At 63.0% G+C, this 13494-nt stretch carries 13 protein-coding genes; all 13 read left to right on the top strand.

Annotated features, from left to right (window positions below):
- Nucleotides 1-4: 4 nt before the first annotated feature.
- Complete coding sequence (locus ASC80_RS21855; RefSeq protein WP_044407334.1) at nt 5-2416, top strand: VirB4 family type IV secretion/conjugal transfer ATPase; 2412 nt, start codon at nt 5-7, stop codon at nt 2414-2416.
- Entirely contained in the window at nt 2413-3309 is an 897-nt protein-coding gene (locus tag ASC80_RS21850; RefSeq protein ID WP_044407331.1) for a hypothetical protein, read from the top strand. The genes ASC80_RS21855 and ASC80_RS21850 overlap by 4 nt, the downstream gene beginning before the upstream one ends.
- 10 nt (nt 3310-3319) lie before the next feature.
- A complete protein-coding gene (locus tag ASC80_RS21845; RefSeq protein ID WP_044407329.1) occupies nt 3320-4036 on the top strand; it encodes a type IV secretion system protein in 717 nt (238 codons plus the stop codon).
- A 19-nt stretch (nt 4037-4055) separates the two neighbouring features.
- Nucleotides 4056-4244 (top strand): hypothetical protein, encoded by a 189-nt coding sequence (locus ASC80_RS23325; RefSeq protein WP_080900918.1) that lies wholly within the window; start codon nt 4056-4058, stop codon nt 4242-4244.
- Entirely contained in the window at nt 4241-4435 is a 195-nt protein-coding gene (locus tag ASC80_RS21840) for a hypothetical protein (protein WP_044407326.1), read from the top strand. Before ASC80_RS23325 ends, ASC80_RS21840 begins: the two co-directional genes overlap by 4 nt.
- A gap of 8 nt (nt 4436-4443) precedes the next feature.
- Nucleotides 4444-5574 (top strand): TrbL/VirB6 family protein, encoded by a 1131-nt coding sequence (locus ASC80_RS21835; RefSeq protein ID WP_044407323.1) that lies wholly within the window; start codon nt 4444-4446, stop codon nt 5572-5574.
- On the top strand, nt 5571-6287 hold the full coding sequence (locus ASC80_RS21830; RefSeq protein WP_044407320.1) for a VirB8 family type IV secretion system protein: 717 nt from the start codon (nt 5571-5573) through the stop codon (nt 6285-6287). The genes ASC80_RS21835 and ASC80_RS21830 overlap by 4 nt, the downstream gene beginning before the upstream one ends.
- Nucleotides 6284-7087: a P-type conjugative transfer protein VirB9 gene (virB9, locus tag ASC80_RS21825; RefSeq protein WP_044407317.1), complete on the top strand. Its 804-nt coding sequence runs from the start codon at nt 6284-6286 to the stop codon at nt 7085-7087. The genes ASC80_RS21830 and virB9 overlap by 4 nt, the downstream gene beginning before the upstream one ends.
- A 6-nt stretch (nt 7088-7093) precedes the next feature.
- Entirely contained in the window at nt 7094-8443 is a 1350-nt protein-coding gene (gene virB10, locus ASC80_RS21820; RefSeq protein WP_044407314.1) for a type IV secretion system protein VirB10, read from the top strand.
- On the top strand, nt 8406-9464 hold the full coding sequence (gene virB11, locus ASC80_RS21815; RefSeq protein WP_044407311.1) for a P-type DNA transfer ATPase VirB11: 1059 nt from the start codon (nt 8406-8408) through the stop codon (nt 9462-9464). Before virB10 ends, virB11 begins: the two co-directional genes overlap by 38 nt.
- A complete protein-coding gene (locus tag ASC80_RS21810) occupies nt 9442-11592 on the top strand; it encodes a type IV secretory system conjugative DNA transfer family protein (protein ID WP_044407308.1) in 2151 nt (716 codons plus the stop codon). The genes virB11 and ASC80_RS21810 overlap by 23 nt, the downstream gene beginning before the upstream one ends.
- 265 nt (nt 11593-11857) lie before the next feature.
- Entirely contained in the window at nt 11858-12199 is a 342-nt protein-coding gene (locus ASC80_RS21805) for a helix-turn-helix domain-containing protein (protein ID WP_044407305.1), read from the top strand.
- Nucleotides 12189-13481 carry a type II toxin-antitoxin system HipA family toxin gene (locus ASC80_RS21800; protein WP_044407301.1) on the top strand — a complete coding sequence of 431 codons (1293 nt, stop codon included), beginning with the start codon at nt 12189-12191 and terminating at the stop codon, nt 13479-13481. The genes ASC80_RS21805 and ASC80_RS21800 overlap by 11 nt, the downstream gene beginning before the upstream one ends.
- Nucleotides 13482-13494 lie beyond the last annotated feature (13 nt).

Here is a 13494-nt window from a genome sequence, read left to right as displayed (position 1 = left end):
GGCGATGGTCGCGCGTGCCCTGCTCGATGAACTGACCTTCGGCGCGGTCTCACGGCGCGAGCGGCCAGTCGCCTCGCACGTGTGCTATACACGCCACGTCGACGATAACATCATGAAGACCCGCGACGGCCTGGTGCTGACCGTTCTGAAGCTCGACGGGTATTCCTTCGAGACCTCCGACATGAGCGAGGTTAATGCCCGCCTGCTGGGACGCAACGATGTCGTCCGCACGCTGGCCAATTCGCGGTTCGCGCTCGTCAGCCACATCATCCGCCGCGAGGTGCAGCCACGGATCGACTCGACTTTCGACAATCCGTTGTGCCGCGAGCTCGACGAGCGCTACGACGCGGCACTGTCGCAGCGGCGCATGTTCGTCAACGACATTTACCTGACCATCGTGCGGCGTCCGTTGCAGGGTCAGGCCGGGACGTTCGACGTCATGCTGACCAAGCTGCTCGGCCGCAAGGACGAAGCCGGCGAGTCGGTCGCGATGCAGACCGCCTTAACTGAGTTGCGCGATGCCGCCACCGCAGTGCGCGAGAATCTCGCCGGCTACGGCGCGCGTCAGCTCGGCGTCGTGCGCCGCGAGGGCGTGTGGTTTTCCGAACCGCTCGAGTTTCTGGTGCAATTGCTCAATGGCGGCATTCCGCGCCCGATGCACCTTCCGCGCATGGACATCGCAGATGCGCTGTCGATGAAGCGGCTCTTTTTCGGTCGCAACGCGATCGAAATGCGCGGCGCCGGACCTGACGATACCCGCTTCGGCGCCATGGTCTCGATCCGCGAATACCCGGCGCAGACGGGACCCGGCTCGTTCGACAACCTCTTGCGTGTTCCCCACGAGTTCATCGCCACGCAGACCTTTGCCATCGTCGACCGCCCCGAGGCCGCCAAGCAGATCGACCGGGTATCGCGACAGGTCGATATGTCGGACGAGGCCGGCTCCATCGTCGCCGAGCATCTCGACGACGCGCGCGACGAGCTGCTCGCGTCGGAGGCGATCTATGGCGAGCACCACATGACGGTGATGTGCCTCGGCCGGAGTCTGCCGGAGGTGGGAGCCGCGGTCACGGCAGTCGGCGCGGCGCTGACCGATCGGTCTGTGATCTGGACGCGCGAGGACCTCAATTGCGAGCCGGCGTTCTGGGCGCAGCTTCCGGGGAATTTCCAGTACATCGCGCGCAAGGGCGTGATCTCCTCGAAGAACTTCGCCGGCTTCACCTCATTGCACAATTATCCGAGCGGACGGCCGAACGGCAATCATTGGGGTCCGGCTATCTCGGTGTTCGAGACGACGTCGCAGACCGCCTACTATTATAATCATCACGTCCGCGACATCGGCAATTTCACGGTGGTCGGGCCAACCGGCTCGGGCAAAACGGTGTTCCTGTCTTTCATCGCGGCGCAGACGCAGCGCGTGCAGCCGCGACCCAAGCTGTTGTTTGTCGACAAGGATCGCGGCGCTGAGATCTTCATCCGAGCGCTCGGCGGACAATACGAGACGCTGGTGCCGGGTGAACCCACCGGATTTAATCCTCTGTCGCTGCCGGACAACGCGCCCAACCGCGAGTTTCTGTATCAGCTCTTTGCCTTCATGTTGCGCCCCGCGAACGGTTCGGATCTGAGCGCGTCGGAAGAGCAGGTGATCCGCAACGCGATCGCAGCCGCCCTCATCGGCGGGCCAGCGGGTCGAACGCTGAAGGCGTTCTCGACGTTGCTGCGCGGACGGATCCGCGCCGGCGAGGGTGATCTGCTGGCGCGGCTCGAAAGCTGGATGCGTTCCGACCAGCGCGGCTGGCTGTTCAACAATGAGCAGGATCAGTTCTCGCTGTCGAGCGTGTTCGGTTTCGACATGACGCGGGTGCTCGATGATCCGGTGATCCGCACTGCAGCCCTCATGTACATTTTCCACAGGACGGCGGAGTTGCTGACCGGCGATCCGGTGATGATTTTCCTCGATGAGGGCTGGCGCCTGCTCGATGATGACGTGTTTGCATTCTTCATTCGGGACAAGCTCAAGACGATCCGCAAGCAGAACGGCATCGTCGGCTTCGGCACCCAGTCGGCCGCGGACATTGTGCGATCCAAAGCATCGAATACGCTGATCGAACAGACCAGCACCAACATCTTCTTCCCCAATCCAAAAGCGGATGACGAGAGTTACCAGAAAGCCTTCCGCCTCTCGGGGCGCGAGGTTGCATGGATCCGCAGCACGGCGCCGGAAAGCCGATCCTTCCTGATCAAGCACGGCCGCGACAGCGTGGTGGCGCGGCTCAATCTCGCCAGCATGCCCGATCTGATCAAGGTCTTGTCCGGGCGCACCGAGACGGTTGCCGAACTCGACGCGCTGCGCGCGCGTGTTGGTGACGACCCGGCGGTGTGGCTGCCGATCTTTATGGGAAGGAGCCAGGCATGAAGCTCCAGATCGCGATCATAGCAACAGCACTCCTGTTCAGTGTGCCGCCCGCGCTGGCGGATATTCCGGTCAACGATGCGGCGCAATTGACGCAGCGTTCGCAGACAGCCGGCACGACCGTGAAGCTCGTGCCGGTCACGACGCAGCGCCAAGACGCCAATAGCAGCGTCAAATGTGCGGTGACGACGGGGAAGAAGGCCAACGTCACCGATCCGACCGTGCAGCCGCAGAGCGGCGCCGGCGCCCAGGCGATCCAGTCCTACGGCCCGGATTTGCCTGTGACCCCCGATCCGGGCGCCCAGGGCGCGACGCTGAACAGCCAGACGCTGTTCAAGTTGAGCGGCGATGTCGTCGCCGGTCTCGATGCAAGCCGTCAGACGATGACGGCGGCGCAGTCGGCATTCCAAGCCTCCGCACAGCAGGTCGGGACCGCGCCGACGGTGATGGCCGCGATCGACATGAACAGTGCGGCGCGTCTTCAGAACAATCTGGTTTGGAACGGCGCGATCGGTTCGGCCAATCTGTGGGTCACGGCGCTGAACGCGCTTAATCTTGCTCTCAACAGCGACATGAGCCAGGCCGCACTCGGGATGCGGGCGACCGTGACCAGCACCCAGCCCGCGACCGGACCGGCATGCCCCGTCGGCATGATCGGCGCGGGAACGGCCGCCAATCCCTGCCGGCCGCCCACGGCCTGCTCGACCACACCACCCGGATCATCGCCCGACCCATCGTGCGTCAGTGCGCGCTATGTCGACAGCAACGGCAACGTCATCTTTTACCTCGCGCAAGCCCAGACGGCGGCGACCGGCGCCAACGCCGGCGCGACCGCGGCACTGAGCGTCGCTGACGTGACTGCGGCGCTTGGCGCGATTTCTGCAAACAGTCGATAGGGAGGCTCCGATGCGCTTGATTGTCTTGCTCGCCATGCTGTCTCTGGCGGTTGCCGGCGCTGCGCCGGCAATGGCGCAGGTGCCTGTGATCGACAGCGCCAATCTCGCCAAGGCGCAGCAGATCGCGACCAGTACCCAGCAAATCCTGAACGCCGATCAGCAAATCCTTCAGTTCACGCAAAAGACCTTGCAGGCCGTCACCGGCGATCGATCCTCGCAAGCACAGGGGACGCTGGCCCAGATGGCACTCGGCGGCGGTTTCTCGATGGCGCAGGCGCCTTCGCTCGGTTCGGTGATCTCGGGCGGGGCTTTGTCATTCGCCGGCATGGGATCGGCGTCGCAGAACATCGTCTCGACCCTGATCAACGGTCTGCAGCTCGTGCAGACCATCACCGGTCTCATCAGCGGCCAGACCCATCCGGCGGATACCGCCTACAAGAACTCGGTCAACGTAGCAGCCACCCTGTCGGGATTGATCAACTCAACCCAAGGCGCCGTGCAGCAGCGATCGTCGGCCTTCACGCAGGGCGGACAGCAAATCGGCAAGGCGCAGGATCTCAAAGGCAGCGTCGACCAGAACACGCAGGTTCAGATTCAGACCGGTCAGACCATCAACGAGCTCAATGGCGTTGTGAACAACGCCGCGGCCGCCGCCAACCAGGCAAACCTCGATCGGATCGCCGCCGAGTCATCGGCGGCCCGCGCAATGAAATTCACGCAGCAGTAACAGTCGTGTTGGAGGACTCGTGTCCAGGCGTACTCTGATCCTTATCGTACTCCTTGTGCTCGTTGCCGGCATCGCAATCGGCCGTTACGTGCTTGGGCCAGCTCGAGCGCCAGCCGTCAGCGCCGGGACGAGAGGCGCTCAAGATGCCGCGGCAAACGCCGCGTCGCGCGCCATGACATTCACCCAACCCAAGGCGCCGGCGCCGTGAAGATCATCACCACATTCGCCATCGTTGCGGTGATGGCTGCCGTGCTCGGCGGCTGCGCCTACAAGCCGTTGAAAGCGCCATGCTCTCCCGATGAGGGCGGGACGCCGCTCGCTTATTCGGATCTGACAACGCCGGCCGTTCCGGAGGCTTTCCGGCGCCTCGATCGTTGCGGCCCGATGCGGTCGATCTGAGAGGGGCGATGGCCAACACCTTCAACATCACCACGTTGCTGCAGTCGGTCGACCAGCTCGGTCAGAACTATGTCTCGACCGCCTATCAAGCTCTGGCGACCGCGGCGACGTCGGGCGGCGCCACCGGCGTCGCCGGTCTGCTGCTCACGCTCTATGTGATTTTTTGGGGTGTGGGCATCTGGCAAGGCACCGCGACCGGCGGCCCCGCCGACCATGCATTCCGGCTGTTCCGCGCGATGCTGATCTACGCCATGGCCACGAAGTGGGGCGACTTCCAGACGTTGGCGTACAACCTCCTCAACGACGGCCCCTCCGCCATCGGCAACGCCCTGCTCAGCGCCGTCACGACCGCCAACAACACCGGAACGTCTGCAAATCTCAACTCGGTCAACGGCGTGCAGTCGGCGTTGCAGAACATGTGGGACACCACCAACAGCGCGACCGAGGCGTTTCTGCAGAATGCCGGCATCACCAATTGGGGGCCCTATATCTTCGCCGCGGTGTTCTATGTGGTGATGGCGATCCTGATCGGCTTCGCAATCTTCCTGATCGTGCTGTCGAAGATGTTCATGTGGCTGCTGCTGGCATTGGCGCCGCTGTTCATCATCCTGCTGCTGTTCGGCGTTACGACGCGGTTCTTCAGCGGCTGGATGAGTTCACTGGTTCAGTATTTCCTGGTCCAGGTGCTCGTCTATGCGTTTCTTGCGTTCTATGTCTCGCTGATCCAGCAGACGATCGATACGCTGAACGGCGTTGCCAATTCCAAATCCGCCACCTGGGCAACGATCGGCCCGGTCGTGCTGCTTGCCATCATCGGAATCCTGCTGCTGAGCCAGATCAACAACGTGGCGGCGGCGATCGCCGGCGGCGTCCCTATATTTGCGCCGCGCATCGGATCGGTCATTGCCACTGCCACCGGCTATCGGCTCGGCGCAACGGCCAACCGGGCGCGCCTTGCATTCCGTAATCCGCTCGATCCCGCGTCGATGTCGCGGCGCGAGGAGCTTGTCTCGCGTCAACGGGCGCGTGTCGGTTTGCGCGCGGCGTCCTGGGCGCAGTCCGCTGAATTTCGTCGTCTGGCTGATCAGCTTCGCAATCCCGGCGTCCCACCGGCGTCCAGTGGGGGAGGGCGGCCATGACCGAAACGACAGCCCCGGAGCCGGCACGGGTCGATCCGCGCTATTACGCCGATGGCCTGACGTGGGAGCAGGATATCGCGCGCCGCAACCGCAATTCGCGGGCGCTCGCCTGGATCGTCGCTGCGGTGATGACCATCGTGGCCGTCGGCACGCTCGGCACCCTGGCTTTGCTGGTGCCGCTCAAGACCTACGAGCCCTACATGGTCGTGGTCGACAAGACAACCGGCTTCGTCGAGGTGAAGCGGCCCATGGCCGAGGGGTCACTGACGCAGGACGAGGCCATCACGACATTTAACGTCGTGCGCTACATCAAGGCGCGCGAGACCTATGATCCGAAGGCCCTGAAGGACAATTTCGATCTGGCGCAATTGCTCGCGACCGCTGACGCCGCGCGCGAGCTCACCGAGATCTACTCGCCGGCCAATCCCAGTAACCCCGTGAAAGTCTACGGTTCCAATACCGTGGTCGCCGTCACCATCAAGTCGGTCACGTTCCCGAACAATCGCACCGCGCTGGCGCGTTTTTCCACCGAAGAGAAGTCGCCGACCAACATCATCACCCGCAACTGGGTGTCGCTGGTTCGCTTCCGCTATACGTCCGCACCGATGCGCAATGAATGGCGGTTTGACAATCCGCTCGGCTTCCAGGTGCTCGAGTATCGCCGCGATCAGGAGACGGCGCCCTCGCCGGGAACTGCAGGTGCGCAGCCATGATCAAATGTTGCGTCGCCTCCATTTTCATTCTGTGCATCGCGTCTGGCGCTGCCTTTCCGGAAGCGTTGCCGCGACCGGGACGGGTGGATGCGCGGGTACGCGACGTCGTCTACAATAAGGACAACGTCACCGCGATCGACGCCAGCTACGGCACGTCGACGATGATCGAGCTGCAGCCGGACGAGAAGATCGAAACCCTGGCGCTCGGCGACTCGATCGCGTGGAAGGTCGAGCCGAACCGCAAAGGCGACATCATCTTCGTCAAGCCGGTCGACAAGAATGCGATATCGAACCTCAACGTCGTCACCGACAAGCGTATCTATTCGTTCCTGCTGCGCTCGAACACGCGGCCGCCCGGCGGGCAGATCTATGCGGTGCGGTTTCGGTTTCCGGATGATGAGGCGAGCGCCCGGCTTCTGGCCGAAGCCAAGGAGCGCGCCGCCAACCCGAACCTCAAGGATCTGAACATCGCCAACGCCAACAGCGACTACGGCTACAAGGGCTCGTCGGTGAACAAGCCGGTCGCCGTGTTCGACGACGGGACGAAGACCTGGTTTCGGTTTCAGGGCGAGACGCCGGCGATCTACATCGTCGATGCCGAGCGCAATGAAAGCCTCGTCAATTTCCGGACCGAAGGGCCTTACGTCATCGTCGACAAGGTGTCGCCGCAATGGACGTTGCGCAACGGTCAGGAGTCGACCTGCATCTTCAACCGACGTCTGACCAACGTGCATGAGCCGAACGGACTTGAGCCCTACGCGCCGCAGCGCGCGGGAGCGACCGCGGCTTTGGGAGGTTGACGCGCGATGCCCAGCCCCGACGACTATCGCTCGTTTGAACTTGAAGCCGCGGCCGCCACCTCCGTCGCGCGCGGTCGCACGGCGCTCGGCAGTTTCCTGAAATACGGGGTGCCGATCGGCGCTCTCGTGGTGGCGGCCTGGATGATCTACGGCTCCGTGGTGCGGCGTTCGCCTCTGCTGACGACGCCTGACAAGGAGGAATTCACCACTACGCAGTTTCCGGCTCCCTCGCTATCTGCGCGGCGGACGCAAACCAACCAGGGAACGATCGTCATCCCGCCGGCGCCGGCCGAACCGGTCCTGCCGCCGCCTCCGGTAGCTCCTCCCTTGGCGCTTCCGGCACCGCCGCCGCCTGAACCGCCGCTGGCCGCAGCTGTACCGAACGACGACGAAGCGCGGCGTCTCGCGGAGCTTGAACGTCAGCGCCAGGAGGAAGAGCGGCGGAAATGGGAGCGCCTGCGGGCGCCCCAGGTAATCGCCGACAATGCATCGGCGACGGCGAACGCTGCAAATCCGGATGACAGCGCGAGGACCGCCGCAGGCCCGGAGGACGATCCCAATCGTCGCTTTCTGGCGTCGGTGTCGGCCGCCGGCGTCGAGGTCACGCGCGCCACCAAGAACAACCGGATCGACGCGCTGGTGGCGCAGGGCACGACGGTTCGCGGCGTGCTTGAGACGGCCGTTCAAAGCGACCTGCCGGGCATGGTGCGCGCGGTCGTGACCGAGAACGTCTGGTCGTTCGATGGACGGCGAGTCCTGATCCCGGCTGGAAGCCGCCTTGTCGGGGAATACAAATCGGGGATCGCCCAAGGGCAGACGCGCGTATTTGTCGTCTGGACGCGCATGCTGCGGTCGGATGGCGTCTCGGTCCAGCTCGGATCGAACGGCACGGACGAACTCGGCCGTGCCGGCAATGCCGGCTTTGTCGATAACCACTACCTCGAGCGGTTTGGCTCGGCGATCATGCTCTCCATCGTGGGCGGCGCGGCACAGTTCCTGAGCGCTTACGGACAGAACACCAACGGCTATGGCAACGGCACGATCATCACCACGACCGACCCGGTGACGGGCGCGGTGACGCAGACGCAGACAGGCGTGAACCAGAACCAGTTGTCGCTGCAGGCCCGTCAGATTGCGGCGCAGAACGTATCGCAAACACTGACCAACATCGCCCAGGAGGCGCTGCGCAACTCGATCAACATTCCGCCGACCATCTACCTCGACCAGGGCACGCGGATCATCGTCTTCGTACGGCGCGATCTCGACTTCTCGGCGCTCTATCCCGATCCGGTCAAGGAAGCCTTGAGGGAGCTCAAGCGTGAACGCGCTGGCACGAAGTCTGACAGTCTTCATTGACCGCGCGCTCGATCCCGTTCGGCCGTGGCTCGAGGACGACCAGGTCGTTGAGATCTGCGCGAACGGGCCTGGGGAAGTGTGGGTCGAGCGCTTCGGACAATCGGCGATGGAGCGTCACGAGGTGCCAAGCCTGACCGAGCATGCGATCCGTCACCTGGCCGAACGCGTCGCCGGACACTCGGGCCAGAGCGTCAATGAGGAGCACCCGCTGCTCTCGGCCGCGCTGCCGACAGGGGAGCGGTTTCAGGGCGTGATGCCGCCGGCGACGACGGCCGGAGGCGCCTTCGCGATCCGCAAGCAGGTCATCAAGGAGATGCGGCTCGATGATTATCGCAAGCTCGGATCGTTCGACAAGGTGACGACGGCAAGCGACGGCACGCTGTCGGAGACTGATCGGCATCTGTGCGAACATCTCGACTCCGGCCGGATCGAGGAGTTCATCCGCCTTGCCGTCGTCAACCGCTACTCGATTCTTCTTTCGGGCGGGACAAGTTCGGGCAAGACCACGTTCCTCAATGCGATCCTTAAGGACGTGCCGGTCGACGAGCGCATCATCACCATCGAGGACACGCGGGAGGTCAACCCGATCCAGAAGAACTACCTGCCGCTTGTCGCCTCCAAGGGCGATCAGGGCGAGGCGCGCGTCACGGTTGAAACGCTGCTGCAAGCCTCAATGCGTCTGCGGCCCGACCGCATCTTCCTCGGCGAGATTCGCGGCGCCGAGGCTTATTCGTTTCTGCGCGCGATCAACACCGGCCATCCGGGCAGCATCACCACGGTGCATGCCGACAGCCCGGCGGGCGCGTTTGAGCAGCTCGCGCTCATGGTGATGCAGGCCGGCCTCGGGCTGCGGCGCGACGAGATTGTCGGATACATCAAATCGGTGCTGCCGATCGTGATCCAGCAGACCAAGGTTGGCGGATGGCGTGGCACCTCGGCCGTCTATTTCTCGCGGGTTGCCGAGTGGCGACAGGAACGGGCAGGGGGGAAAGGCCGCCATGGCACGCGTCGTCGCCTATAGGATCGGCATCGCTATCCTTCTTCTCCTCGCCTTCTGGCTGTTGTGGAGCATGGCCTATGAGGTGGTCGTGGCGCAGCGCTGGGCGCCGACGCGATTTCCCAGCGAAGGCGCCAGCCGCTGGGCGCTCTTCCGGATGCAGAATGCCGACCGCTCGGCCGACTTTTTCCTTGTCGCCTGGCGTCATTTCTATGACCGCCTTGTCTTTGCGCCGACCCGCACCGAGGCGCTCATCCGCGGCCTCTACGCCGCGGCGGCGGTCGTGACGCTGGGCCTGGCTGGCGCGCTCTTTGCGTTTATCAACCGCCGGCAAATGCCTTATGGCGCCGCTCGCTTCGGCACGGTGATGGAGGCCGCCAAGCAGGGCCTCACCGCCAGGCAGGGCATCGTGCTCGGAACGCTCAGTGGGGCAACGATCCGCTCCGACGAACCCGCTCATATCCTGGTCGTCGGGCCCTCGCGGTCGGGCAAAGGCACCGGCTTCGTCCTCCCGAACGGCTACTCCTGGCGGGGATCGGCGGTGTTCTTCGATCCCAAGCGCGAGAATTTCGACGCGTTGGCCAATCATCGGCAAGCGATGGGCAACAAGGTCTTCATGTTCTCGCCAGGCTCGAATGACACCCATCGCTATAATCCGCTGGATTTCGTGCGGCGCGACGAGCGCATGGCGACCGACTGTTTGGTGGTGGCTTCGTTCGTGATTCCCGAGAAAGCGGACGACACCTGGGCTGGCGCGGGCCGTCTCTTGCTGTCGGCGCTGATCGGCTACGTGCTGTCGTCGCCTTTGATTGCCGGCGCGCAACACATGCGCACCGTCGCGCGGATGACGACGACCGGCAAGGACATCTCCTCGGTGCTGCGTGCGATCGTGCGGACCGAACGCCAGCATTTGCCGACCTGGGTCATCGACAGCTTCAACCAGTACATCGCGCTCGAGCCGGAGACGCGCAACAGCGCTGTCTTCAATGTCAACATGGCGATGTCGCTGTGGAACAATGGGTTGATCTCGGCGGCAACGGAGACGTCGGACTTCGATATTCGCGAACTGCGCCGCAAACAGATGACGATCTTCATCGGCTGCACCATCGCGGAGCTGTCGATTTTCCGGCCGCTGATCCGAATTCTTTTTCAGCAGATCCACGATCTGATGATGGTGAAGATTCCGGGCGACGACGAGCCGCATCAGGTGCTGCTGATGCTCGACGAATTCTACCATGTCGGGCGGATGGATTCGCTGATCTCGAAGATCACGATCAGCGCTGGCTACGGCTTCCGCATGGCCATCGTCATGCAGGACATCGCGCAACTCGACGAGCTCTATGGTAGGAACACCCGCATCACCACGGTGTCGGGCTCGCAGATCAAGCTGTTCATTCAGATCAACGATCTCGAAACATCGGAGTTCGTCTCCGAAATGCTGGGCGAGACGACGCAAGTTTACAAGACGCCGATCCAGCGGCCGGGGCAGGGTATCTTCGCGCCGCGCGTCTGGGCGCCCCACTACACGCCGCGGCCGCTCCGCAATCCGCTCGAACTTCGGGAGATGTCGGCGCGGCTGTCAATCCTGATGGTGAAGAACTCGCGCTCGTTCGAACTCACGAAGATCCGGCACTATCTCGATAAGCCGTATCGCGCCTTCTATGAAAAGGCGAAGGGCTCGCCTCCGTCCCTTCCTGCACTTCGGCAGTGGCAGGACGAGGTGCTGGGCGGCGCGATCAGCCCGGCCTCTGCCGAGATCGCAGCCGCGGTCGAAGAGAGGGTCGAGGAGGCGCCGGCGTCGGCGCGCAAGTTGGCCGCCAAACGAACGCCCGCGCCAAAAACCGCCAAAGCGAAGACCGGGAGGAAGCCGGAGCAAACCGCCAACGGACCAATTACGCGGCTGGTTCTGACGCCACGCCAGACGGCTTCAAAGCCGAGCCGCAAGGAGCTGTCCTTGGGCGTGGCGCCCGCGCCGGTTGGCGAAAGCTGTGACCTTTGCGATATTCTCGCCTTGGCCGGGGAACGGCAGGATGAAGTCTTCGATACGATGATGGGTGTCTTGAAATCTCATCAAGCCGAGGCGGGGCCTGTGACTGAGGCCGCAAGAACATTGGAAGGCCTGCATCGTTTGTTCGGAGATGACGACAAGTAGACATATGGCTGCCCGTCTCGCCACGGCGGAAGAAGGCGGGATGTGAAAATCCGGTCATCCGCGTGCAGCGAACTTCAGCGTTGAGTGCGATCGTGTGTGAGCCACCACGCAGATCGGGCCTCCCCAAAAGACCGATAGTATGCTCTTAAGAGCACCAAATCTGTCTTATTGTGCTCTCAAGAGCACGATACACTTGCTGTTAGGATGTTTTTGCCTATATGCTCTTAAGAGCCTCAAAACCGGGATTTGGAGCCCTTAAGAGCATATGACCGCTAAGAACAACTTAGTCCAGGCGCCGCCCTTCGAGGTCGATCGAGCCTTGAAAAAGCTTGGTGCCGATCTGCGCACGGCACGCCTGCGACGCAACCTGACCGTCGAGGCCACTGCCGCCAAGATCGGGACCGGCCGTCGTGCCATCCTGGATGCCGAGAAGGGCAAGATCTCGACGCAGATCGGGGTCTATGCGGGCCTGCTGTGGGCCTACGGCCTCGTCGACCGCTTCAGTGACGCAGCCGATCCGCGATTCGATGAAGAGGGCCAGCGCCTCGCCTTGATTGGGGATCGTGTCCACGCCCGCAGCCCGAAGGGATTGGACAATGAGTTCTAACGTCACGCCAACAGAATGCTTCGTCTACGTTACTTTGCCCGGTCAAACCGCGCCGGTTACGGCGGCGCGGTTTGAGCTTACCAAAGACAGGCGCGACATTGCGATCGGCAGACTGGTCTATGGCCGCACCTATCTCGCCCGCGCCGAGGCCGTGCCGATCGATCCGATCGAACTCAGGCTTGCTAATCAGACCTATGGAACCGTCAGCATGAAAGGCTTGTTCGGCGCGCTGCGTGATGCAGGGCCGGACTACTGGGGCCGCCGCCTTATCGAAAGGCATCTCGGTGCTGCCCAGCTCAACGAGATGGATTACCTGCTGCACTCACCTGATGATCGGGCGGGCGCCCTCGGCTTCGGACTGAATCAGCAGCCTCCGGCGCCCAAGCGGGATTTCAACAAGACCCTCAGCCTCGCTCGGCTGCAGAAGATCGCCGATGCAATCGTCGATGAAGAAGATCGCCCCGATGACGCCGAAGTCGCTCAGGTCGAAGAACTGCTGCTGGTCGGCACGTCAATGGGCGGTGCGCGGCCGAAGGCCGTGGTCGAGGACACCGATGGGCTATGGATCGCCAAGTTCAACAGGAAGGACGACAAATGGAACAACGCGCGCGCTGAACACGCCATGCTCATGCTCGCACGGGCATGCGGTATCACGACGGCGGAAAGCAAGGTGATCGTCGTCGGCGGTCGTGACGTCCTCATGGTCAAACGCTTTGATCGCGAGCGGGCCGACGGTGGTTATCTGCGCGCCCGCATGCTTAGCGGTCTGACGCTGCTTCGCGCCGAAGAGGGGCATGACACGCGCGATCGATGGTCCTATGTGCTGCTGGTCGAAGAGCTGCGGCGAGTTTCGGCCAACCCCCGGGGTGATGCTGCCGAACTGTTTCGCAGGATGTGCTTCAACGCATTGATTTCGAACACCGACGATCACCCGCGCAATCATGCGGTCATGGCAATGACTCCTGACTGGAACCTATCGCCAGCCTACGATCTCACGCCGGGACCCTTGATCAGTGAGGAGCGGCGCGATCTCGCCATGATCTGCGGCGACGCGGGCCGCTATGCCAATGCCGAGAACATTGTCTCGCAAAGCATGCGCTTCCTGCTTGAAAAAGACGTGGCCGAAAAGATCGTGTCGGACATGGAAGAGCAGGTTCGAAGCAAGTGGTATGAGGTCGTACGGCGGGAGGGGCTCTCGGAAGCGGACTGCAACACGATCAGCCGGTCCTTCGTCTACCCGGGCTTCCGGTATCCTATATCACGAGCCGCGCCACCGATCTGACCCTTTGATCTGC

It is taken from the genome of Afipia sp. Root123D2, assembly GCF_001425835.1.
GTDB lineage: Bacteria > Pseudomonadota > Alphaproteobacteria > Rhizobiales > Xanthobacteraceae > Afipia.
This window is presented reverse-complemented; position numbering and strand designations above follow the sequence as displayed.

Coding starts and splice junctions, on each gene's coding strand:
- ASC80_RS21810 (WP_044407308.1), top strand. CDS start 9,442: ATGGCACGCGTCGTCGCCTATAGGATCGGCATCGCTATCCTTCTTCTC.
- ASC80_RS21855 (WP_044407334.1), top strand. CDS start 5: ATGGTCGCGCGTGCCCTGCTCGATGAACTGACCTTCGGCGCGGTCTCA.
- ASC80_RS21805 (WP_044407305.1), top strand. CDS start 11,858: ATGACCGCTAAGAACAACTTAGTCCAGGCGCCGCCCTTCGAGGTCGAT.
- ASC80_RS21830 (WP_044407320.1), top strand. CDS start 5,571: ATGACCGAAACGACAGCCCCGGAGCCGGCACGGGTCGATCCGCGCTAT.
- ASC80_RS21845 (WP_044407329.1), top strand. CDS start 3,320: ATGCGCTTGATTGTCTTGCTCGCCATGCTGTCTCTGGCGGTTGCCGGC.
- ASC80_RS21800 (WP_044407301.1), top strand. CDS start 12,189: ATGAGTTCTAACGTCACGCCAACAGAATGCTTCGTCTACGTTACTTTG.
- virB10 (WP_044407314.1), top strand. CDS start 7,094: ATGCCCAGCCCCGACGACTATCGCTCGTTTGAACTTGAAGCCGCGGCC.
- ASC80_RS21835 (WP_044407323.1), top strand. CDS start 4,444: ATGGCCAACACCTTCAACATCACCACGTTGCTGCAGTCGGTCGACCAG.
- ASC80_RS21850 (WP_044407331.1), top strand. CDS start 2,413: ATGAAGCTCCAGATCGCGATCATAGCAACAGCACTCCTGTTCAGTGTG.
- virB9 (WP_044407317.1), top strand. CDS start 6,284: ATGATCAAATGTTGCGTCGCCTCCATTTTCATTCTGTGCATCGCGTCT.